Annotated in this window: 21 protein-coding genes; 5 read left to right on the top strand and 16 right to left on the bottom strand. The window is 70.1% G+C overall.

Translation table 11 applies throughout. The features are described from left to right. Nucleotides 1-15: 15 nt before the first annotated feature. Complete coding sequence (locus OOK07_RS29240) at nt 16-1,284, top strand: styrene monooxygenase/indole monooxygenase family protein (protein WP_266799397.1); 1,269 nt, start codon at nt 16-18, stop codon at nt 1,282-1,284. Here OOK07_RS29240 and OOK07_RS29245 read toward each other — a convergent pair. The 4 genes from OOK07_RS29245 to OOK07_RS29260 all read right to left on the bottom strand — a co-directional run bounded on the left by OOK07_RS29245 (nt 1,242) and on the right by OOK07_RS29260 (nt 4,936). Continuing rightward, nucleotides 1,242-2,429, bottom strand: coding sequence for a C40 family peptidase (locus tag OOK07_RS29245; protein WP_266799399.1), 1,188 nt, complete (start codon nt 2,427-2,429; stop codon nt 1,242-1,244). The two genes, OOK07_RS29240 and OOK07_RS29245, sit on opposite strands and share 43 nt — an antisense overlap. A gap of 103 nt (nt 2,430-2,532) precedes the next feature. Further along, nucleotides 2,533-2,844 carry a DUF8847 domain-containing protein gene (locus OOK07_RS29250; protein WP_266521479.1) on the bottom strand — a complete coding sequence of 104 codons (312 nt, stop codon included), beginning with the start codon at nt 2,842-2,844 and terminating at the stop codon, nt 2,533-2,535. Nucleotides 2,845-2,854: 10 nt separating this feature from the next. Then, nucleotides 2,855-3,502, bottom strand: a complete 648-nt coding sequence (locus tag OOK07_RS29255) for a TetR/AcrR family transcriptional regulator (RefSeq protein WP_266684801.1) — start codon at nt 3,500-3,502, stop codon at nt 2,855-2,857. Nucleotides 3,503-3,997: 495 nt separating this feature from the next. Further along, on the bottom strand, nt 3,998-4,936 hold the full coding sequence (locus OOK07_RS29260; protein WP_266684803.1) for an AurF N-oxygenase family protein: 939 nt from the start codon (nt 4,934-4,936) through the stop codon (nt 3,998-4,000). 126 nt (nt 4,937-5,062) lie between these two features. Here OOK07_RS29260 and OOK07_RS29265 point away from each other — a divergent pair, with 126 nt between their 5' ends. Continuing rightward, complete coding sequence (locus OOK07_RS29265) at nt 5,063-6,172, top strand: ferritin-like domain-containing protein (protein ID WP_266684805.1); 1,110 nt, start codon at nt 5,063-5,065, stop codon at nt 6,170-6,172. 94 nt (nt 6,173-6,266) lie between these two features. After that, nucleotides 6,267-7,115 (top strand): hypothetical protein, encoded by an 849-nt coding sequence (locus OOK07_RS29270; RefSeq protein WP_266799401.1) that lies wholly within the window; start codon nt 6,267-6,269, stop codon nt 7,113-7,115. Nucleotides 7,116-7,124: 9 nt separating this feature from the next. Here OOK07_RS29270 and OOK07_RS29275 read toward each other — a convergent pair whose 3' ends face one another. The 7 genes from OOK07_RS29275 to OOK07_RS29305 all read right to left on the bottom strand — a co-directional run bounded on the left by OOK07_RS29275 (nt 7,125) and on the right by OOK07_RS29305 (nt 13,949). Beyond that, nucleotides 7,125-7,631, bottom strand: coding sequence for a DUF3291 domain-containing protein (locus tag OOK07_RS29275; RefSeq protein ID WP_266799402.1), 507 nt, complete (start codon nt 7,629-7,631; stop codon nt 7,125-7,127). A gap of 45 nt (nt 7,632-7,676) precedes the next feature. Then, nucleotides 7,677-9,140 (bottom strand): penicillin-binding transpeptidase domain-containing protein, encoded by a 1,464-nt coding sequence (locus OOK07_RS29280; RefSeq protein WP_266799403.1) that lies wholly within the window; start codon nt 9,138-9,140, stop codon nt 7,677-7,679. Beyond that, a complete protein-coding gene (locus tag OOK07_RS29285; protein WP_266684813.1) occupies nt 9,140-10,537 on the bottom strand; it encodes an FtsW/RodA/SpoVE family cell cycle protein in 1,398 nt (465 codons plus the stop codon). Before OOK07_RS29285 ends, OOK07_RS29280 begins: the two co-directional genes overlap by 1 nt. Nucleotides 10,538-10,580: 43 nt before the next feature. Further along, a complete protein-coding gene (locus OOK07_RS29290; RefSeq protein WP_266799405.1) occupies nt 10,581-11,063 on the bottom strand; it encodes an SH3 domain-containing protein in 483 nt (160 codons plus the stop codon). Between the two features lie 173 nt (nt 11,064-11,236). Then, a complete protein-coding gene (locus OOK07_RS29295; RefSeq protein WP_266799406.1) occupies nt 11,237-12,478 on the bottom strand; it encodes an ATP-binding protein in 1,242 nt (413 codons plus the stop codon). Then, nucleotides 12,475-13,248: a hypothetical protein gene (locus OOK07_RS29300; protein ID WP_266684817.1), complete on the bottom strand. Its 774-nt coding sequence runs from the start codon at nt 13,246-13,248 to the stop codon at nt 12,475-12,477. The genes OOK07_RS29295 and OOK07_RS29300 overlap by 4 nt, the downstream gene beginning before the upstream one ends. A gap of 194 nt (nt 13,249-13,442) precedes the next feature. Then, entirely contained in the window at nt 13,443-13,949 is a 507-nt protein-coding gene (locus tag OOK07_RS29305) for a protein-tyrosine phosphatase family protein (protein ID WP_266799408.1), read from the bottom strand. 100 nt (nt 13,950-14,049) lie between these two features. On the opposite strand from OOK07_RS29305, the gene OOK07_RS29310 reads away from it, so the two are divergent. After that, nucleotides 14,050-14,853, top strand: a complete 804-nt coding sequence (locus tag OOK07_RS29310) for a nuclease-related domain-containing protein (RefSeq protein WP_266799409.1) — start codon at nt 14,050-14,052, stop codon at nt 14,851-14,853. Nucleotides 14,854-15,004: 151 nt separating this feature from the next. Here OOK07_RS29310 and ligD read toward each other — a convergent pair whose 3' ends face one another. Further along, a complete protein-coding gene (gene ligD, locus OOK07_RS29315; protein WP_266799410.1) occupies nt 15,005-15,886 on the bottom strand; it encodes a non-homologous end-joining DNA ligase in 882 nt (293 codons plus the stop codon). Between the two features lie 71 nt (nt 15,887-15,957). On the opposite strand from ligD, the gene ku reads away from it, so the two are divergent. Beyond that, nucleotides 15,958-16,983 carry a non-homologous end joining protein Ku gene (ku, locus tag OOK07_RS29320; RefSeq protein WP_524540325.1) on the top strand — a complete coding sequence of 342 codons (1,026 nt, stop codon included), beginning with the start codon at nt 15,958-15,960 and terminating at the stop codon, nt 16,981-16,983. Between the two features lie 450 nt (nt 16,984-17,433). Here ku and OOK07_RS29325 read toward each other — a convergent pair whose 3' ends face one another. From OOK07_RS29325 to OOK07_RS29340, 4 genes are all read right to left on the bottom strand, one after another. Beyond that, the gene (locus tag OOK07_RS29325) at nt 17,434-17,847 is read right to left on the bottom strand and encodes a PIN domain-containing protein (RefSeq protein ID WP_266799412.1); all 414 of its coding nucleotides are present in this window, start codon (nt 17,845-17,847) and stop codon (nt 17,434-17,436) included. After that, the gene (locus OOK07_RS29330) at nt 17,844-18,098 is read right to left on the bottom strand and encodes a CopG family transcriptional regulator (protein WP_266799414.1); all 255 of its coding nucleotides are present in this window, start codon (nt 18,096-18,098) and stop codon (nt 17,844-17,846) included. Before OOK07_RS29330 ends, OOK07_RS29325 begins: the two co-directional genes overlap by 4 nt. 3 nt (nt 18,099-18,101) lie before the next feature. Then, the gene (locus tag OOK07_RS29335; RefSeq protein WP_266799415.1) at nt 18,102-20,108 is read right to left on the bottom strand and encodes a hypothetical protein; all 2,007 of its coding nucleotides are present in this window, start codon (nt 20,106-20,108) and stop codon (nt 18,102-18,104) included. 224 nt (nt 20,109-20,332) lie between these two features. Then, nucleotides 20,333-20,896 carry a hypothetical protein gene (locus OOK07_RS29340; protein ID WP_266799417.1) on the bottom strand — a complete coding sequence of 188 codons (564 nt, stop codon included), beginning with the start codon at nt 20,894-20,896 and terminating at the stop codon, nt 20,333-20,335. Nucleotides 20,897-20,954 lie beyond the last annotated feature (58 nt).

A 20,954-nucleotide genomic window follows, 5' to 3' on the forward strand; every position in this document is an offset into this window, starting at 1 on the left:
GGAGTAGTCACCCGCATGCGGAAGATACTCGTCGTAGGAGCCGGTCAGTCCGGTCTCCAGCTCGCCCTCGGCCTTCAGTCGCAGGGGTACGAGGTCACCCTGATGTCGAACCGGACGGCGGACGAGATCCGTTCCGGCCGGGTCATGTCGACGCAGTGCATGTTCCACACGGCACTGCAGCACGAGCGCGATCTCCAGCTGAACTTCTGGGAGTCCCAGGCCCCGAAGATCGAAGGACTCGGCGTCTCGGTCGCGGCCCCCGGCTCGCACGACCCGGGCCCGACACAGCGTGCGATCGACTGGGTGGGCAGGCTCGACGGGTACGCGCAGTCGGTCGACCAGCGGGTGAAGATGGCCGGCTGGATGGAGACGTTCGCGCAGCGCGGCGGCCAGCTGGTCATCCACGGCGCGGCGGTCTCCGACCTCGACTACTTCTCCCGTACGTACGATCTGGTGATGGTGTCGGCGGGCAAGGGCGAGCTGGTGTCCATGTTCGGCCGGGACGCGTCGCGTTCGCCGTACGGCGAGCCGCAGCGCGCCCTCGCGGTGGCGTACGTCCATGGGCTCGGCCCGCGCCCGGAGCACCCGGAGTTCGAAGCGGTCCGCTGCAACCTGGTCCCGGGCGTGGGCGAGCTGTTCGTCATGCCGACGCTCACCACCTCCGGGCGAGCGGACATCCTCTTCTGGGAGGGCATACCCGGCGGCCCGCTCGACGTCTTCAACGGCGTCAAGGACCCGGCGGAGCACCTCTCCCTGACCCTGGAACTCATGGAGCGGTTCACGCCCTGGGAGTACGCGCGGGCCACCAAGGTCGAACTGACCGACGCGGGCGGCGTGTTGGCCGGCCGCTACGCCCCCACCGTGCGCAACCCCATCGGCCGTCTGCCCGGCGGCGGCCTGGTCCTCGGTGCCGCGGACGTCGTCGTCGCCAACGACCCGATCACCGGGCAGGGCTCCAACTCGGCTTCCAAGTGCGCCGCTTCCTACCTCTCCTCGATCGTCGAGCACGGCGAGAAGGAGTTCGACGAGGCCTGGATGCAGGCGACGTTCGACCGCTACTGGGACACCGCCCAGCACGTCACCAAGTGGACCAACGCCATGCTGGCCCCGCCGCCGGAGCACATCCTCAACCTCATCGGCGCCGCGGGCCTGCTCCAGCCGGTCGCCGACCGTTTCGCCAACGGGTTCAACGACCCGGCCGACTTCGAGAACTTCTTCTACGAGCCGGCCAGGACCGAGGCCTACCTCGCGTCGGTCACCGGAGCCTGCTCGCCGACCGCCTGATCACCGACCGTCCGGCCGTCGACCGGCTGATCACCGACCGTCCGGCCGTCGACCGGCTGATCACCGACCGTCCGGCCGTCGACCGGCTGATCATCGACCGTCCGGCCACCGTCCGGCCGGACGGCTCCCAGGACCGGATAGGTCGCGATCGGCGAGAGCTTCACCTTCTCGCCGGTGCGCGGCGCCTGGATCACCATGCCCCGGCCCACGTACATCGCGACATGCGTGGCCTCGGGGAAGTAGACCACCAGGTCACCGGGGCGCAGCTGGTCGAGCGGGATGCGCGGCAGCTGCGCCCACTGCTCCTGGCTGGTCCGCGGGATCGGCTTGCCCGCGTGGTCCCAGGCCTCTGACGTCAGCCCCGAGCAGTCGTACGACCTCGGGCCCTCGGCGCCCCACTGGTACGGCTTGCCCAGCTGCCGCACGGCGTACCGCAGCGCCCGGTCGCCCTCCTGCGACGCCTCGTTCTTGTCACTCAGCGCGCCGGACGCCGTGATCCGCTGCTGTGCCCTGTCGACCCCGTTCTTCTCCAACTCGGCGAGCGCGGCCAGCTGTTCGGGGGTGAGGGAGACGAGGAGTTCCTCGACGGCCTTCAACCGTCCCTGTACGTCGTCCCGGTCCTTCTTCTGCCGCGCGGCCAGGGAGAGCTGGTCGTCGAGTGCCTTGCGCGCCTTGCGGGCCAGGACGTCGGCCTTCTTCTCGGTGCCGGTCAGCCGGCCGACCGTCTCGGCCCGCTCCCGCGCCAACTGGCCGATCACATGGCCCTGGTCGAGCGCCTGCTGCGGGTTGCGGGCCAGCAGCAGGCGTACGTACGAGGAGATGTCGGTGCTGCCCTGGTACTGCTGCCGGGCCAGGCGGCCCGCCGCGCCCCGGCTGTCCTGCAGCGAGAGGCGGGTCCGGGCCAGCGCGCGGTCCAGACGGGCCACCTCGGCACGCTGCTTCTTCAGTTTCTCCGCGGTGGCGTCGTAGGTCTCGGTGGCCCGCTCCGCCTCGCGGTAAAGCCGCTGAAGGTCCGTCAGCTGCTGGGCGACGGTGCGTTCGCCGCCGGGCCCGGGCTCGGGCACGGCTGCGGCGGGCAGCGGTGCGAGGACGGCGCCGGCGGCCATCGCCGCCGTACACACCAGACGCAGAAGCCTTCCTGACACGTCATCACCTCCCGTGCGGGGCGGTCTCTCCGCTCCGTACAGTCAGCTCTTGACGTACGTGGCACGTAATCGCACCGGCTGTGCGCGGTTCGGCGCAATCACGTCACCCGTCGGTGTCGTCCGGCTTGCCGCCCGGCGTGGCGTCCGGACCGGTGTCCGGCTTGGACCACGGCCACTTCAGCCTGTCGATCCTGCCCGTGGGGTCGTACTCGTACTTCCACCCCTGCGGCAGTCCGAGGCGCTTGCTGTGGCCGCGTGGGACGCGCCGGTAGACGAGCACGGTGGGCGGGCCCCCGGCGGCGTCCGGGAGGGGGATGCGGTACGTCTTGGGCGGGTGCCCGGTGGGGCCCACGAGGACCGGCAGCACACGGCCGTCCATCGGGCCGCCCTCGAAGGGGGTGTGTTCGCTCTTCACGGCACCAGTGTCAGACATTCTCCGCCAGCGCCCGCACCAGCGCGGCGGTCTGCGGGTCCCGGCCCGCGGTCACCGAGAGGACGGCCGTGAACTGCTCGACCAGCCAGTCCCGCAGCTCGTCGACCGGCGGCTGCTTGTCCTCGTCGAGCCAGATCAGGGAGGCCGCCTCGACCGCGGTGATCCACATCCGTACGGTCATGCGCAGCAGCAGTCCGGGATCCGTGACCTCCAGATGGCTCAGGATGTGCTCCGCTGCGGCCCGGCGTACGCCGTCCACGATGGCGGTCGTCCGGGACGTCCCGACCACGCTGCCGCCCTGCAGCAGTGCGCTGAAGCCGGCGTCATGCTGGTCGACGAAGGCGAGATAGCGGTCGAGGGCACGGGCCAGACGGCGCAGGAGGGGGCCTTCGCGGGCCTCGTCGAAGCACTGCTGCAGTTCGTCGGCGGCGGACCGGAGCGCGGCTTCGTACAGCTGCTGCTTGCCGCCGGGGAAGTACCGGTACACCAGTGGCCGCGACACCCCGGCCGCCTCTGCCACGTCGTCGAGGGAGACCTCCTCGGGGGCGCGGTGTGCGAAGAGACCGAGAGCGGCTTCGAGGAGCTGACTGCGGCGCTCCTCGACGCTCAGGCGGCGGTAGGCGGGCGCGGCAGGCGTCATGGGTGCAGCGTAGTCGGGCGGCTGCACGTGCGTCGTGGCTGGTCGCACGGGCGCGACCCGGCCCGCACGCGGTGCTCTTCGGCCCGCACGCAGTGTCCTTCGGCCCGCACGCGGTGCTCTTCGGCCCGCACGCAGTGTCCTTCGGCCCGTACCCGGTCCGCACGTCGTGCCCGGCGGGCGACACCCGGCCCGCACCCCGCGCCCGTCGGCCCGCATCCGGCCGCGCCCGTCGGCTCCCACCCAGCCCGTACCCGGTGCCCGTCGGCCCCACCCGGCCCGCACCCTGCGCCCGTCGGCCCGCACAGCGCCCTTCGGCCCGAACGCGGCGCCCGTCGGCCCAGGCCCGGACCGCACCCGGTGGCCGTCCGCCCGCACCCGGCCCACCGACCCGCACCCGGCCCCTCGACCCGCAACGGCGGTGACGCCCTGTACGCCGGTGCCCGGCTGGCCCGGCGCGGCGCCGGGGTCGCCGCCGCCGGCCGCCCCCGCCCCGCATCAGGCCAGCAGGCCCGACGACCTCCACAGCCGCCGCCCGACGCCTCGCAGCACGCCTATGTCATCCAGAAAGTCGGTCAGCCTCTTCGCGCCGCTCTGCATGACCTCCCGCCGATGCCCGCTGGCCTTCACCTGTGCCATCGCCTCCCGCTGGTCCAGCCCGACGTTCGTGTAGACCTCGGGATTGACGAAGGCGACCGAGAACACCCGCGCGAACTCGCCGGAGGTGACCCGGGTGAACTCCTGCGACCACCTCGGCGCCGTCACCATCTGCCGCCGCAGCTCCTCACGGGCGTACCGGACATGCCGGGCCTCCTCGACCACGTGGATGCGCGTGACGCCGCGGACCAGCGGCTGCACGCGCTCGTCCGGGAACGTCAGCCGCTGCATCCAGTCGAGGACCTCCTCGCCGAGCAGGGTGGCCGTGAAGGAGCCCGGCGTGGTCGAGATCGTCTTGAACAACCGGCCCAGGTTCTGGTGCACGCGGGCCACCGGGTACCAGGGCGCGTCCCCGCGCTCGATCAGCCGGGCGAACATCTTCGAGTGCCGGCATTCGTCCTCGATCTCGGTGAGCGCGTACCGCACGTGCGCGCTCGTGGCCGCCTTGTCGTAGACGTGCCGGACCAGCAGCTGCATGAGGATGAGCTCGAACCAGATGCCCAGCGAGGCGAGCGCCGCCGCCTCGTGCTGGGAGAGCAGGATCCGCTGCTCCTCGCTCATCCGCTTCCACATCGGCGTCTCGTACAGCGACACCAGCTCCGGCGGCCAGAACCACTTGCCCTCCTCAAAGGGCGCGTCCCAGTCCAGCTCCTTGTCCGGGTCGAAGGAGTGCCTGGCGGAGGAGGCGAGAAGGCGCTCGGCCACCTGTTCGCGGTCCTTGAGCAGCCCGAGCGCATCGCGCAGACCGTCCAGCGCGTCGGCTTCCGTCAGGGTCGTCATGGTTCTCCCACCTAGTTACCCGGGGTCACATCCTCCACCGCTTATGAGACTGCTTGTCAGCAAGCTCGTCAATCCCCTGCGCGCGACTTGTTGACCCCGCGTCTACCACGTGTGAGCCTGCGGGACATGCCGACTTACGACCTGTACGCCATGGACGCGGGAGAGCCCCACTGGCAGGTGCCGGCGACCGGCGCGGCGCGTTTCGCCTGGGAGTACGACGACGGCCGTGACCGCCTGCTCGCCCTGTACCAGAAGGGCAAGGACAAGCAGTGGGACGGGCAGCGGCGGATCGACTGGGATCTGGAGGTCGATCCGTACGATCCGCTCGGGACCCCGGACGAGTCGATGTCCCTGTACGGCACCAGGCACTGGGCCAAGATGACCGACAAGGACAAGGGCGAACTGCGCAAGCACTACGCCTCCTGGCAGTTCAGCCAGTTCCTGCACGGCGAGCAGGGCGCGATGATCTGCGCCGCGAGGATCGTCGAATCGGTCCCCGACCTCGACGCCAAGTTCTACTCGGCGACCCAGACGATGGACGAGGCGCGGCACGCGGAGATCTACGGCCGTTTCCTGCACGAGAAGGTCGGGATGCTGTACCCGATCAACGACAACCTCCAGTCCCTGCTGGGCGACACGCTCCGGGACTCGCGCTGGGACATGCCCTACCTCGGTATGCAGGTCCTGATCGAGGGCCTGGCGCTGGCCGCCTTCGGCATGATCAGGGACACCACCGACAAGCCCCTCCCCAAGCAGATCCTGGCCTACGTCATGCAGGACGAGGCCCGGCACGTGGCCTTCGGGCGCATGGCGTTGCGCGACTACTACAAGCAGCTCAGCGACGCCGAACTGCGCGAACGCGAGGAGTTCGTCATCGAGGGCTGCTACTTGATGCGCGACCGGCTGCGGGGCGTGGAGGTGCTGGAGAACTTCGGCATCCCGACCGCGGAGGCCGAGGAGTACAGCGAGCAGTCCGAATTCCTGGCGCTGTTCCGGCAGTTGCTGTTCTCCCGCATCGTCCCCTGCGTCAAGGACATCGGGCTGTGGGGCAAGCGGCTGCAGCAGGCGTACGTGGACATGGGCGTGTTCGAGATGGGCGACTCGAACCTGGACCTGCTGATGGCCCAGGACGAGGAGATCGCGGAGCGGTTGGACGCAAAACGGTTCGCGGTGGAGGAGCAGGAGCGGGTGGCCGAGGTGACAGGGGCGATCGAGGCCGGCGCGGCCGAGGGGTGACGGACGGGCGCGGGGTGACGGACGGGCGCGGGGTGACGGTCGGGTGAGCGGTGACCGAGGGGGGACGGGCACCCGCATGGAGTAGCGTGCTGACGTGTCCACGCCTCCCCCGCCCCAGGGCCCCTACGGGCCGCCGCAGAATCCCTACGGCCGGCAACAGCCGCCCCAAGGCCCTCACGCCCCCGGCCCGTACGGGCAGCCGCCCGCGCAGCCGTACGGCCAGGCTCCGGTCCCGCCGTACGGACAGCCGTACCCCCAACAGCCCTTCCCGCAGCAGCCCTACGGCTGGGGTCCGCCGCCGAAGAAGCGGCGGGTCGGGCTGGTCCTCGGCATTGTGGGCGGGGCCGTCGGAGTGATCGTGGCGGTCCTGGTGGGGCTCGCGGTGCTCGGGTCGAAGGCCGAAAGCGGTTTTCCCGACGCCGACTTCGCCCTGACGCTGCCCAGGACGCTGCTCGACGGGCGCTACGAACTCACACAGGACCTCTCCGACACCCAGGGCCAGAAGATCGAGAAGGAGATGGACGGAGCCTGGGACGCCAAGGTCACCGATGCCAAGGTCGGGCAGTACAGCCTGAGCGGCGACGAGGCCCAGGGGGAACTCGTGGTCTCGGGCATGTACGGGCGGTTCCGGCACGTCGACAAGGGCCGCGACGGCATGCTGAAGGGCGTCGCCGAGACCGACGGCACGACGGTGGCCGTGCGGCCGAAGGACTTCCGGCCCGGTGGCTCCGGCATCACGGTCACCTGCGAGGTGGTCACCCACAAGCAGCTGAACACGACGCTGACCTACCCGGTCTGCGCCTGGGCGGACGACAACACGGCGGCGGTGGTCGCCGAGGTGACCGCGAAGACGATCACCCAGTCCCCGTCGGACGTCGACCTGGAGGCCGCCGCGAAGACGACCCTCCAGGTCCGCTCGGGGACGGTGAAGGCGATCCGCTGACGGCCGCCGCTAGACCGAGCACCCCAGACCGTCCGGCACCTGCAGCGGCACCGGCTCCGCCCCCTGCGCCGGGAACGCCGTCCGCAGGGTGAAGGCGTACGGCGTCGGGCCGTTCGCGCGCAGATGCAGTACGCGGGACTCCGCCTCGGCGACCGTGGGGCGGTGTCCGGACGGGACCCACCACAGGGCCACCATCGCCTCCTGCACCCGCTCGAACCAGTCCCTGCGGCGGGCGAGCATCTCGCGGTGACGGCCCTGGTACATGTACGCCGTCAGCGCGTCCGCGTCGCGCCAGACCGACATGTTGACGATCAGCCACTCGTCGCCGAGGACGGCCACGTCCGTCGCGTCGCCGGTCTCGTCCTGCAGCCGCCACACGAAACCGTCGGCGGCGTCCGCGTCGGCGTTCACGGGGTCGAGGTTGTCGACGAAGTCCTTCAACTGCTCGGAGTCCAGCGGGGCCCTGAGGCGGCCGATGTTCACCTGGGCGAGTTCGTACGCGACGGCAGAAGTCATGTACCGAACGGTAGGTCGGGCTGTCCGGGATTCATAACCCCCGTCTCATTCCCTGGAGTTGAGCACCGACTCCATCACCGCCCGGGCGATCGGAGCCGCCACCCCGCCCCCGGTGATGTCCCCGCGCTCCGCCGAGCCGTCCTCCACCACCACGGCGACCGCGACCTTCGGTTCCAGGTCGCGTTCGTCCTGCGCCCACGACACGAACCAGGCGTACGGCACACCGGCGTTGCCGATGCCGTGCTGGGCGGTACCGGTCTTGCCGCCGACGATGGCGCCGGGGATCGCGGCGTTGGTGCCGGTGCCCTCCCTGACGACGTCCTCCATCAGCTCCTTCATCCGGTCGGCGGTCTCCGGGCGCATCGCCTGGCGCGTGGGGCGCGAGCCCGCCGTGGCCACCGTGGCACCGCCCCGCGTCGTCGTCCGCTCCACCAGATACGGCGTCCGCACCTGCCCGCCGTCGGCCACGGCCGCCGCGACCATCGCCATCTGCAGCGGCGTGGCCCGCGTGTTGTACTGCCCGATCGACGACAGTGCCAGCTGCGCCCTGTCGACCCTGGTGTCGAAGGTGCTCGGCGTCACCGAGAAGGGGATCCGCAGATCCGCGTTGTTGAAGCCGAAGGCCTGCGCCGTCCGCGCCATGTCCGCCACGCCCACGTCGACACCCAGCTTCGCGAACACGGTGTTGCAGGACCACTCGAAGGCGTCCCGAAGCGGGGCGTCCTCGCAGCCCTCGCCCTCGTTCATCAGCGAGGTGGTGGTGCCCGGCAGCCGGTACGGGTCGGGCGAGCCGGTCGCCCTGTCGAGGTCCGTGACGACACCGGCGTCCAGCGCTGCCGCCGCCGTGACCACCTTGAACGTCGAACCCGGCGGGTACGTCTGCCGCACCGCCCGGTTGAGCATCGGCTTGTCCGGATCGGAGTTCAGCCGGTACCAGGACCGAGCCGTCGCCGCGGCGTTCCCCGACAGCACGGTGGGGTCGTACGAAGGACTCGACACCAGCGCCAGCACCCGCCCCGTCGACGGCTCGATCGCCGCCACCGCGCCCTTGCGCCCGTCCAGCCCTTCGTAGGCCGCCCGCTGCGCCGCCGCGTTGAGGGTCGTGACGACGTTGCCGCCCCGGCCCTGGGCCCGCGTGAGGCCGTTCACCAGGGGGAACGGCGAGAGCATCGGGTCGGTGCCGGACAGGACGGCGTCCCCGCTGTGCTCCAGGAGCGTCGTGCCGTACACCTGGGAGGCGAAGCCGGTCACGGGCGCGTACAACGGGCCGTCCCTGTAGGTCCGTTCGTAACGGAGCTGCTCGTGGGAGTCCCGGGAGCCGGTGACGCTCTCGCCGCCGACCAGGATGTCGCCGCGCGGCTGGTGGTAACGGGCGATGGCGGAACGGCGGTTGGCGACGTTGCCGTCGTAGGACTGGGCCTTGTAGATCTGCAGGCGGGCGGCGTTGACGAGGAGCGCGGCGAGCAGCAGGGTGCAGAAGAAGCCGGCGTGCCGGATGTGCTTCGTCATCACGCAGCCACCTCCCCGTCGTACTGGCTCGGTGCGTCGCACTGGCTTCGTGCCGAATGGCTCACCCGGATCAGCAGCGCCACGATCGCCCAGTTGGTCACCACCGACGAGCCGCCCTGCGCGAGGAACGGCATCGCCATGCCCGTCAGCGGGATCAGCCCGGTCACCCCACCCGCGATCACGAACACCTGGAGCGCCACGATCGAGGCCAGCCCGACCGCCAGCAGCCGGCCGAAGGGGTCGCGCAGGGCGAGGCCGGCCCGGTAGCCGCGCTCCACGAGCAGCCCGTAGAGGAGGAAGATCGCGGACAGGCCCGCCAGGCCCAGCTCCTCCCCGGCGGTGGCGAGGATGAAGTCGGACTTCGCCGCGAAGCCGATGAGGATCGCGTGGCCCACGCCCAGGCCCGTCCCGAGGAAGCCGCCCGCCGCGAAGGCGAACAGGGACTGGGCGACCTGGCCCGGGCCCTGGCCGGCCTCGATCGACGCGAAGGGGTGCAGCCAGTCCTGGACGCGGCTGTGCACGTGCGGCTCCAGCCAGCCGACGGCCACGGCGCCCAGGGCGGCCAGCAGCAGCCCGACGGCGATCCAGCCGGTGCGGCCGGTGGCGACGTACAACAGGACGACGAACAGCCCGAAGAACAGCAGCGAGGTGCCGAGATCGCGCTCCAGCACGAGAACGCCCACGCTCAGCAGCCAGATGGCGAGGATCGGGCCCAGCACCCGCCCCGTGGGCAGCTGGACCCGCCTGAACCGCCATACCTGACGTCCGGTGTAAGCCAGCGCGTTGCGGTTGGCCGCCAGATACGCGGCGAAGAAGACCGCCAGCAGCACCTTCGCGAACTCGCCCGGCTGGATGGAGAATCCGGCAACGTGGATCCAGATGCGCGCGCCGTTCACGGCCGGGAAGAGGATCGGGAGCAGCAGCAGGACGAGCGCGCCGACGACGCAGACATAGGCGTAGCGCTGCAGCACCCGGTAGTCGCGGAGCATCAGCACGACCACGGTGAACAGGGTGACCCCCAGCGTGGACCACACGAGTTGGGTGGGGGCCGCGTGGTCGTGCGGGGTCTCCAGGTCGAGCCGGTAGATCAGCACCAGACCGAGGCCGTTGAGCAGGACGCCGATGGGCAGCGGCAGCGGGTCGGCGTGGGGGGCGCGCAGCCGCACCGCGAGGTGGGCGAGGAGTGCGAGCACGCCGAGCCCGGCGCCGTAACCTGCGGCGCCGGGAGGGACGGTGCCGTTCCTGGCGAGGCCGACGGCGCAGTAGCCGTACACGGACAGCAGTACGGCGATGACGATGAGGGCGAGTTCGACGCCACGGCGCGACGGCGGGCGTACCGCGCGAGCGGGGACGTCCGCCTGTACCACGGTGGTTCCGGTGGTTCCGGCCTTGATCATGTCCGGAACCTACCCAAATCGTGCATCTTGTGATCTCTTGGTCTCAGCACCAGCGTGGCGGGGTTCCGATGGTGTCGATGTAGCGGGCCGAGCCCCAGGCCCAGGTGCCGTCCGTGAGGAGGTACCACTGGCGGTTGCCGTCCACGCTCTGGCCGTTGGTCCTGCAGAAGATCGAGACCCGCTCGCCCCGGTGAGCCACGCGGATCACCTGGCTGCCGCGGTTCGGCGCGCTGCGCAGCAGCAGCTCGCTCGCGGTCACGACGCCCCGGGAGAGCCGTTGGTCGTCGTGGTGGTCGTCGCCCTGGTTCCAGTCGCCTTGCTGGCCCGAGCCGTCCGAGTTGCCCTGGCCGCCCTGGCTGTCCTGACCGCCTTGGCCGCCCTGGCCGCCCTGGCTGAAGCCGGGGTCGCCGCCGTCGCCACCGCCCCAGTCGTCGTCCGCGAGGGCGGGAGCGACGGCCACGGAGGTGACGAGAGCGCCGGCGGCGGTGGTTATGGCGAGGCGGGTGAGTGTGGATCGCAGGGACATGGGAGTACCTCCACGAAATGGGGCGAGGCTGACTGATCGCCACATTAGGAGCAGTCAAACGGTGCCGCCCGTCACGCTGGTCCATAGGAGCGTCCCGCGCCTCGCGCCTTGCACCCTGCGGTTCGCGTCCCGCGCCTCGCACCCTGCGGTTCCCGTCCCGCGCCGGGCTCCGACTAGTGGCGGAGCGTCAGCGTGGCCACCGCCCCGCCGTCCACCGTGTTCGCGAACTCCAGCCGCGCCCCCAGCATCTCCGCCTGCCCGACGGCGATGGTCAGCCCGAGCCCGTGCCCCTTGGCGCCGCCCTCGGTACGGAAGCGCTGCGGCCCGTGCTCCACGAGATAGTCCGGGTACCCGCACCCGTGGTCCCGCACGGTCACCACCGGCCCGTTCACGGTCAGCGACACCGGCTTCCGCCCGTGCTTGTGCGCGTTCGCGACGAGATTGCCCAGCACCCGCTCCAGCCGCCGCCGGTCGGTCTCGACCAGGGCGTCCCGCAGTACGACGACCGAGGTGTCGGTCCCGGACACCCGCACCACCCGCGCCGCCAGCGCGCCCAGTTCCTCCGTGTCGAGCTCCAGCCGCTCCCGCCCGGTGTCGAGCCGGGAGATCTCCAGCAGGTCCTCGGTGAGCGTGCGCAACGCGGCCACCCGGTCCCGCACCAGCTCCGTCGGCCGCCCGGGCGGCAGCAGCTCGGCCGCCGCGTGCAGCCCGGTCAGCGGGGTGCGCAGCTCGTGCGCCACGTCCGCCGTGAACCGCTGCTCGCTCAGCAGCTTGCCCTGCAGCGAGGCGGCCATGGAGTCCAGCGCGGCGGCCACCGCGGCCACCTCGTCCTGGGGATGCGTCGTATCGTACGTGCGGGGATCGTCGACACGCGCGTCCAGGTCGCCACCGCTGATCCGGCGGGCCACCTGCGCCGTGGCATGCAGCCGCCGCGTCACCCGGGTCACCGCGAAGGCGCCCATCAGCAGCGTCACCCCGATCGCCAGCCCGGACGACCACAGGATCGACCGGTCGAGCCCGGCGATCGTGCGGGACTGCTGCGCGTAGTCGACCTCGATGGCCAGCGCCCGGTTCCGGTCCGCGGGACCCGCTGCCCACATCGTGGGATGCCCATGGTGATCGGCGACCATCGTGCCGCGGTCCCCGTCCACCGCCAGCTTCCGCAGCGCCGCCGGCAGGCCCGGGGGATCGACACCCGTGCCCGGCAGCAGCGTCTCCCCGGCCTCGTACGCCTTCGTCGCGTCCGCCAGCCGGGACAGCGCGAGTTTGCGGGCCTGGCCGACGGTCTGGTTGGTCACCGACACGTGCACCAGCACGCCGAGCATCGCGGCGAGCGCACAGCACATCACCGTGATGAAGAGGGCGGCCTTCACGGCGAGCGTGCCTGCCCACTGGGGGAGCGCGAGCCTCGTCATGGGGTCGCCGAGGGGGAGGCGGACGGGGAGGCGGCGGGGGAGTGGGACGCGGAAGCGGAGGGGGAGAAGGACGGGGAGGCGGAGGGGGTCGACAGACGCTCGCGCCTGCCGAGGTGCAGCATCTCGTCGTGGGTGAGCAGCATGACCCGCTGGTCCGGGTCCCAGGTCCACTGGAAGCGGTACTCGTAGTCGGCGAGGTCGGAGGGAGCGTGGATGATCACGGAGCGTCCGGCCAGCTCGACACCGCTCACGGCGTCGTTGTTGGACATGACCTGGATCACCCGGCCGCCCTCGACGGTGTAGACGCGCACGGCCGTCTGATTGCCGGGCAGCAGACGGAAACCCAGGGTCAGGTCGGCGTGTCCGTCACCGGTGATGTCCCGGTAGTAGGCCTTGAGCAGGGGGCATCTGGCGTTCACCGGCTTCTCGCCGCAGGAGGCCATCCGACGGGCCGTCTCGCGGTACGGCGCTTTCGAGCCGTCGTAGTCGTCCGGGTGATGGGCGATCTCCGCCTTCACCACGGCCACCGGATCCACCTTGCGGATGTCGCCGCCGGGGGCCGTGACGCCCTTCACGGCCTCGGCCTCGCCGTTGTCGTAGTTCCAGGCGGGACTGGAGGCGGGAGTCAGGCTCGGCCACAGCTTGGCCGGGCTGGTCGCGGTCGAGGTCGCCCCCGCGCCCTGCAGCCCGCCCGCGTCACCACAGCCCGCCGCCGAAAGGGCGAGAAGGGCGGTGACGAGCGCTGAGCGTGCGGCGCGAGTGCGGAGCACTGTTCTCCTGTGGCTGAGACTGATCGGTGACCTGGTACACCCTATTCGTCCGGCGAAACGATTAACCCGCTACTCGGCTGCTCGGGTGCCTCGCCACCCGGCCGCCTCGCTACCTGCCGGCCGGCCACGTGTTCGCTGGAGGCTCGCCCGCGGCTCTGCCCGGCCTGCGCCCGTGCTCCTGCGCGCCCGCGCGCCTACTCCGCCAGTTCCTCCAGCAGCCGGGCCGTCGGCAGCCCGGCCCGCAGATAGTCGACGAACAGATCGTTGTGCAGCGCCCACGGCGAGCGGTGGGAGCGGATCAGCCGGATCGCCTGCTCGGCGGAGTACCCCCGGCGGACCAGGGCGTGCGCGATGACCAGCCCCGAGCGGTTGTACCCGTGGTAACAGCGGACGAGGACCTTGCGGCCCTCGTCCAGTGCCTCACTCGCGGCCTGCGCCAGGCGCATCACGCCCGCGAGCTGTGTGCCGTCCAGCGGCCCGTCCGGAATCGCCCACACATGGTGCTCGACGCCGGGGTCCGGCCCGTGCCCCGGCAGTCTCAGCAGGGTCTGCACGAGATCGAACTCGCCCCGCACCACAGCGAACTCCAGTTGCCCGGTGTGACCCCTGAACTCGTGCCCGCCCATCCACAGTCCGGGCACTATCTCGCTCCATGGACTGCCCGGAGCCGGTACGTCGGGTTGCTTCCTGCGGGTACGCAACAAGGCCTCCCCAAGTGCCCCTCCCAACTCCTCTCAAAGGTAGCCGGGTTCTTGCCCGGGGAGCACCCCGCCTGTTCCCATGGTCAAGGGGTGATGGTGCATGACCGGACTGCGTGTCATACCGTCCTGGCGGCACGGCCAGGAGCGGCTCTACGTCTGCCACCCGGACGGGCGGAACATCGCCTGGTACGACCGTGAGGCCGCCCGGGTCAACCTGCTCAGCGAGGACGAGAGGGAACCGGTGCTGCAGGCCCTGGGCCCCTTCCTCACCGGCCCGGTCGCGGTCGGCCCGCCGCCGGTCCCGACCCCCGCCGAACTGGCCAGGCTCTCCCTCCACCCGGACGACGACCTGGCGCCCAACCGCCCCGGCGAGGCGCTGCTCATCGCCCTGGACCGGGACCCTGGGCCCAACCACCGTCTGCGTACGGACCCGCGCCGCCGGGCCCTGGCCGCCGAACAGGCGATCGGCGATGCCCTGGACCGCCTGGAAGGCGCGGGCTGGCACACCCTGCACTCCGTCCCGCTGCCCGGCGGCGACCGAGTCCACCACCTGGCGATCGGCCCCGGTGGCCTCTTCGCCGTCCACAGCCTCTACGCCCGCAAGCAGCGGGTGACGGTCGCCGACCCCATGGTCACCCTGGGCCGCCGCGACCCCCGGCCCCTCCTGCGCCGCGTCCGCGCCGACGCCGACCGGGCCTCGTACGCCCTGACCGCCGAGATCCACCCGATCCTGGCCCTCGCGGAACCCGGGGACGTCTCCATCCCCGCTCCGCTCCGCGCGGTCCGCGTCATGAAGGACACGGAACTCGAGAACCTGGCCCGCCTCGGCGGCGTCCTCAAGCCGGCAGACGTGGAGGCCCTGCACGCGATGGCACGGGACCGGCAGACGTGGACACGGGTGTGAGGGGCGCCGACGGCGGCTGACCGGGTGCGAGGCGGCCCGGCCCGACGGGGGCCGGCCGTTCCTTCCGGCCTGACGGGGGCCGGCCGTTCCTTGCGAGGGCGCGTCCCCCTCCCCTCCTGGTCCTCCTCCCCGGCCCCGCCAGTACGGCTGCTCAGGGCAGCGATCCCGCGCCGTCCGGATCGAGCAGCGGTGCCAGCAGGTCGCCGTAGTCCTGCACACGGGGCGCGATGTCGGTTGCCAGGAAGGTCAGTTGGGTGGGCGCCCCGCACTCCTCGACCTCGCTCCAGGTCACCGGCGCGGACACGGTGGGCTCGCGACGGGCCCGTAGCGTGTAGGGAGTGGCGGTCGTCTTCCGGGCGGCGTTCTGACTCCAGTCGACGAACACCTTCCCGGGCCGCAGACTCCGCGTCATCCGATGCAGGACGAGCCGCGGCATGGCCCGCTCGGCCTCCACGGCCAGCCCCTTGGCGTACTCGCTGACCTGGTCGGACGGAGTCGGCCGCACGGCGGCGAGCAGATGCAGCCCCTTGGACCCGGAGGTCTTGGCGCAGGCGTTGATCCCGTCCCGCGCGAGCCGCTCCCGCAGCCACAGGGCGACCTCGCAGCAGTCCACGACGGTGGCGGGCGGACCGGGGTCGAGATCGAAGACGACGCGGTCGGCGGCCCCGGGGTCCCCGACGACCCACTGGGGCGTGTGGAACTCGGTGACGAGATTGGCGGCCCACATCAGACTCGCCAGATCCTGTACGAGCACCATCTGTGCCGGGCCCTCCACCCGCGGTACCTCGGCGGTGGTGACCCAGTCGGGCGTACCAGGAGGCACGTTCTTGGTGAAGAAGACCTGCCCGTCGTGCCCGTCGGGATACCGCAGAAACGAAACGGGCCGATCCCGCAGGTGGGGCAGCAGGACGTCGGCGGTGGTGGCGTAGTAGTGCAGCACCTCGGCCTTGGTGAACCCGCTCCCGGCATACAGCACCTTCTCCAGGTTGCTGAGCGCGAGCCGTCTCCCCTCCACCTCTGTAATCGGCGTCATACGATGAGAATCTAACGCAAACTCCGCAAACTTTAAGATAACGGTGGAAACCGATCGAAAGGGTGCTGCACGTGCGATCCATATGGAACGGCGCCATCTCGTTCGGCCTGGTCAGCATCCCGATCAAGCTGGTCAACGCCACCGAGAGCCACTCGATCTCCTTCCGCCAGATCCACCTGGAGGACGGCGGCCGCATCCGTTACAGGAAGGTCTGCGAACTGGAGGAGAAGGAGGTGAGCGGGGCGGAGATCGGCAAGGGCTACGAGGACGCGGACGGCACGATCATCCCGATCACCGACGAGGACCTGTCCCACCTGCCGCTTCCCACGGCGAAGACGATCGAGATCGTGGCCTTCGTGCCGGCGGACCGCATCGACCCGCTCCAGATGGACGCGGCGTACTACTTGGCAGCAGGAGGCGCCCCGGCCGCCAAGCCGTACACGCTTCTCCGTGAGGCCCTCAAGCGCAGCAACAAGGTGGCGATCGCGAAGTACGCGCTGAGGGGGCGGGAGCGGCTGGGCATGCTGCGCGTGGTGGACGACGCCATCGCCATGCACGGACTGCTGTGGCCCGACGAGGTCCGCGCCCCCGAGGGCGTCGCCCCCGACACGAACGTCAACGTCAACGACAAGGAACTCGACCTGGCAGACGCCCTGATGGACACCCTGGGCGAGATCGACCTCGACGAACTCCACGACGAGTACCGCGAGGCCCTGGAGGAGGTCGTGGCGGCCAAGGCGGCCGGCGAGGCACCACCGGAATCACCGGAGCCGGCCAAGGGCGGCAAGGTCCTGGACCTGATGGCGGCCCTGGAGAAGAGCGTGAAGGCCGCCAGGGAGTCGCGCGGCGAGGAGGCGGCACCTTCGGAGGAAAAGGCGGAGGTCAAACGCCTCCCCGCCCGCAAGTCGGCCCGCGCGACCCCAAAACAGACCACGGGCAAGAAATCGACGTCGACGGCGAAGAAGACGGCCGCCAAGAAGACATCGGCGTCAGCGAGGAAGTCGACGGCGAAGACAACGAAGTCGACGCAGGGGACGAAGAAGACAGCGGCGAAAAAGACCACGAAAAAGACGACGCCCCGCAAACGCACGGCGTGACAATCCCCTACGCCCCGCCCGCGGGCCGCTGCACGCCCATTACGAACGTTCGGCGCCTCTCACCCTCGCTTCCTCATCCACGCCTGGAGTTGTTCCGCATCGGATCGATCTTGCACTCGTTGTGCGTGCGGCCTCGTGAGGTGCGGTAGAACCGGTTGCTCGTATCGCCGTAGGCGAAGTCGATGCGCCAGTGACAGAACCCGCTGCTCAATGCCCCGACGAAGGCGCAGTCGACGCCCGCGTTCTGATACGTGAGCTTGTTGCCGCTCCCTCGAATGACGTGTGCACAGGCACCCTGTCGGAACCTTGACCGTCATGCCGCCCACGCTGTATTCGAAGGTCTTCACAGGAGCCGAACCGATGGCGTCGGTAGCCTGGGCATCCCCGGAGGCGGTTAAGAGCAGGGGCTCCCGCCGTGAAGAGGGCGGTGGTGAGACGGGCGGCGTCCCGTCAGATCTTGATGACGGTGACGCGCCCGCGGCAGAGCGTGGCGACATCCTCGGGGTCAGAGGTGAGGACGGTGACGGGGCCGGGGGCGGCCAGCGCCGTAGCGCTGAGTATGGCGTCGATGGCGTACTTGTGGCCGTGCAGGCCGGCGTCGGCGAGGAGCGTGGCGGCGTGACGGGCGATGGACTCGGTGACCGGCTCGATGACGAGGCGGGACAGGGTCCATTCCAGAGCTGGGCGATTGATCCGCGGGTGGATCACTTCCACGAGGGTGGCTGCGGAAGCGATCACCCGTAGGTCGTCGGCGCGGGCGAGGGTGAGCCAGCCGGTGACCGTGCGGTCGCGCAGGACTGCCCTGGCCAGCCCCCCGCTGTCGAGGACCAGGGTGCCGCCGGGGGTGGCGGGGGAGGGGGTCACGCGGCGTTCGCCCCGCCTTGGGCCTGCTGCTCTCGGGCTTTGTGGAGTTGGTCGCGCAGAGCTTGAATCTCTTCGTCGGTGATGGGGCCGTGTTCGGCCTCCGCCACCGTGATGAGTTCGTTGAGGTTGTCCCGCTCGATCTGGCGGGCGACGGCTGCGGCGACGTAAGCGGACAGTCCGGAGGGGCCACCGCGGGCCTTGGCTGTATCCGCGCCACCTGCACTGCGCGCCCGCGGGATGGCGGGTGCCACGCCTCAGAAAATGACACTCTGTAGATGGTCAAGGGCTGCCTTCGCGAGGTCGTGAGACCCTTCACCGGTCCCCAAGGCGGCCTGGGTGGCTACCGGCTGCAGAAATCCTCGCAGGGTAGCGAGAGAGCGGCGGATCCGGCCTCGGTCCGGTGAAGGGGACACGACTTCGACGAGGATTTCGTTGGCGCTTGCGGAGGCGTCTTCGGCGTCCTCAGGGGGAAGGCCGAACTGAGAGAGTTGGGCGAGCGTTTGCGTTACTGCTTCCGCCAGCTTCTCGAATCCGGGGGTGACCTGCTCCATGGTGTTCTGGGTCTGAGTCACATTTTGGTTGTTCCAAGCGATCTGAGCTCCGTTCACGTCGCCGTGGAAGACCGGTCCGGTGTAGTGGTTGGTCGTTCCGGCGCTGCTCCTGCCGGAGTTCGCCGCGAAGTCGTCGGCACTGGCGCTGCCCGACATTGCCATGTCTCCACCCTTCGAGGTGAGGCGGGGGAAGGATAGGCCGGTCGTGTCCGGGGAGTCCGATCCGGCGGCGATGTAGCCCTGCTCGCAGAGGTACGCAGCCTGTTTCGCGAGTTCGGCGAAGGTGTAGGTCATGCCGGTGCGCTGCAGCGCGTCGGACCGGAGGAAGTCGTCCCAGCCGGGCGGGAACTGGTTCACCACCTCTTGCTCGTGCAGCCAGCCGATCATCGCGCTGCGCAGGGACACAGTTCGAGCAGCGGGATCGATCCGTTTGATGTCCAGCTCGCGGGGGCTCAGGCCCGACTCGGCCAGCTGGCGCGACGCCTGGGCGTAGCCGCCGATGATTGAGGTCTGGACCGTCGTCTTGGTGGAGCGCAGCTCGCAGGGCACCCAGACGGATTCCCCCTGCGGAAAAGTAATCACCCGAGCGTACGGCTGTCCCGAGTGGCCCAGGACGAATTCGCCGAGCGGCAGGACGGCTGGCGACCACCAATGCGGGCCGTTGACCGGGCCTGGTCCGTCGGTGAGCTGGGCGTACGACGGCGCGATCTCATCGGTCGTCCCGATGATCGGTGCCATTGACGTGTTCATGACGACGATCACGCAGATTCCGGCCCGGGTGCTGTTGTCGGAGATCTGCCGCAGCAGGCGGGCCGAGGACTCCTGGAACCCGGCGGGATATCCCGCCACGACGACGACCTGATGTGCCTCAGGGGAAACCCCGGGCTGAGCGTTGTAGGCATCCAGATTGTCGAACTCGTTCTTCAAGCAGGTGCGCTCGAGGACGGCCATCCGGTCAACCACGCGCAGCAGGGCAGACTCAATGCCGCCGGGATCGGTCCACACCTGACCGTCGATGATGAGCGAGTTGCTCTCGGCCAGATGGAGGAACGCTCCGGCGCTTCTGCCGCTGTGCAGCGCGTCGATCCACGTGATCTTGAGACGGTTCGGTGCGGCCTTGGACATCTGATCGGCGACGATCCCCTGCGCCGCCGCCATAGCCTCCGCGTAGGACAGACTCGGGCCGTCCGGTACGAAGACCAGGTTGGTGTTGCACAGGTCGATCCAGGGGAGACTGGCCCACGGGCGGTGCGGTAGCACCTTGCGCCGCATGAGCCACCGGGGGAACGCGCGTTCCTTGTACGAGTGGGCTGGATCCGCGGCCAGCCTGTCGCCGATGTAGGTGTCCTGCGGGAACGCGAACGATGCCAGATAAGAGTCCTCGCCCGGCTGCATGCGATCGGCGTACGGTTCGTAACCGTCAAGGGCAGTCTGCGATTGTCGCACCGACTCCTCGAACGAGGAGTTCGCGGCCGCCAGCGCCCTGCCCCAGGCTGCGACCGTCTCGCTGCACGCATGATCGATCTCCGGCGGGCGTGCCCCGGTGGAGCCTGAACCTCCCAGACTCCACCGGCCTGCTCTGATCGCCTGCTGAATTGCCGAGTTGAGGCCGGCCAAGGGCACCTGGGCCGCGCGGAGTGCGGCAGCGGATGACGAGCTGAGAGTCCCACGGGTCAGGTCCGCGCGGACTGCGGCGTCCACGCTGTTCAAGTACGTGAGTCTGTCATGCGCTTCTGCGGTTCGGCGGTGCAGTTCCAGGTTCTGCCCGGCTATCAGTGCGGCAAGCCCGTTGGGATCCTCCCTGGCCTCGTTCACCCATTCTGGGCTGGCGTCCGCTCCGGACGGGGCGGGTGGCGGATTTGACTCGTCTGCTGGAGTTCTGAGCATGGTGGTTTCCTCGCTACCGCCGCTGCTGATTGGTGAGTAACCGGCCGTCAGCCCAGCCGGCCCAGTTCCACATAGAGCCCGCAAACTCCGTGTTGGAGTTCCTCGATTATGGGATCGAGCGCCCTCTGTGCCGCGACGGGGGCGAGATTGCCGATGGATATCTGTTTGGCTTCGAAGTCTCCCGGGCCGCTCGCCCACGTCTGGATGTAGGGCCAGACGCTGTCGAGGCTGTGCGAGAGGGTGAGCGCCGCCACGCCTTTCAGGGCGACGTCAGTGCGGGCCGCCATGGTCTCGTCGAGAATCACAGACGCTGCCGCGTCGGCAACAGCGGATCCGGCTGAGTTGGCGACGGCTGTTGCCGACGCCTGGCGGGCAGCTTTCACGGCGGCCGTGTCGTAGAAGTTGTCCTTCTTGTAGTTGGCCGCCACGAATCTCTCCGTCTCGTCGGGGCCGCTGGAGAGTGCCATGACCAGTGTGCCTGCCGCTTCGGCTGTCTGGAGGTCACGGATCGGGGGGAGGCCGGCCAGAGCCGAGGCCAACTGCTCGCCGGCGCCCGGCACGAGCAACGACCAGCGTGGGACCCAGGTCCTGATGAGCCAGTCGAGTGCCATGCAGGCGCGCAGCGTCTCATGGTCTGCCGCAGTCGGCGGACTGTTTGTCGACGCAGAG

The organism is Streptomyces sp. NBC_00078 (assembly GCF_026343335.1).
In the GTDB taxonomy this organism is placed as follows: domain Bacteria; phylum Actinomycetota; class Actinomycetes; order Streptomycetales; family Streptomycetaceae; genus Streptomyces.

Coding starts and splice junctions, on each gene's coding strand:
- OOK07_RS29280 (WP_266799403.1), bottom strand. CDS start 9,140: ATGACGAAGCACATCCGGCACGCCGGCTTCTTCTGCACCCTGCTGCTC.
- OOK07_RS29310 (WP_266799409.1), top strand. CDS start 14,050: ATGACCGGACTGCGTGTCATACCGTCCTGGCGGCACGGCCAGGAGCGG.
- OOK07_RS29240 (WP_266799397.1), top strand. CDS start 16: ATGCGGAAGATACTCGTCGTAGGAGCCGGTCAGTCCGGTCTCCAGCTC.
- OOK07_RS29275 (WP_266799402.1), bottom strand. CDS start 7,631: ATGACTTCTGCCGTCGCGTACGAACTCGCCCAGGTGAACATCGGCCGC.
- OOK07_RS29255 (WP_266684801.1), bottom strand. CDS start 3,502: ATGACGCCTGCCGCGCCCGCCTACCGCCGCCTGAGCGTCGAGGAGCGC.
- OOK07_RS29265 (WP_266684805.1), top strand. CDS start 5,063: ATGCCGACTTACGACCTGTACGCCATGGACGCGGGAGAGCCCCACTGG.
- ligD (WP_266799410.1), bottom strand. CDS start 15,886: ATGACGCCGATTACAGAGGTGGAGGGGAGACGGCTCGCGCTCAGCAAC.
- OOK07_RS29295 (WP_266799406.1), bottom strand. CDS start 12,478: ATGACGAGGCTCGCGCTCCCCCAGTGGGCAGGCACGCTCGCCGTGAAG.
- OOK07_RS29260 (WP_266684803.1), bottom strand. CDS start 4,936: ATGACGACCCTGACGGAAGCCGACGCGCTGGACGGTCTGCGCGATGCG.
- OOK07_RS29285 (WP_266684813.1), bottom strand. CDS start 10,537: ATGATCAAGGCCGGAACCACCGGAACCACCGTGGTACAGGCGGACGTC.
- OOK07_RS29340 (WP_266799417.1), bottom strand. CDS start 20,896: ATGGCACTCGACTGGCTCATCAGGACCTGGGTCCCACGCTGGTCGTTG.
- OOK07_RS29290 (WP_266799405.1), bottom strand. CDS start 11,063: ATGTCCCTGCGATCCACACTCACCCGCCTCGCCATAACCACCGCCGCC.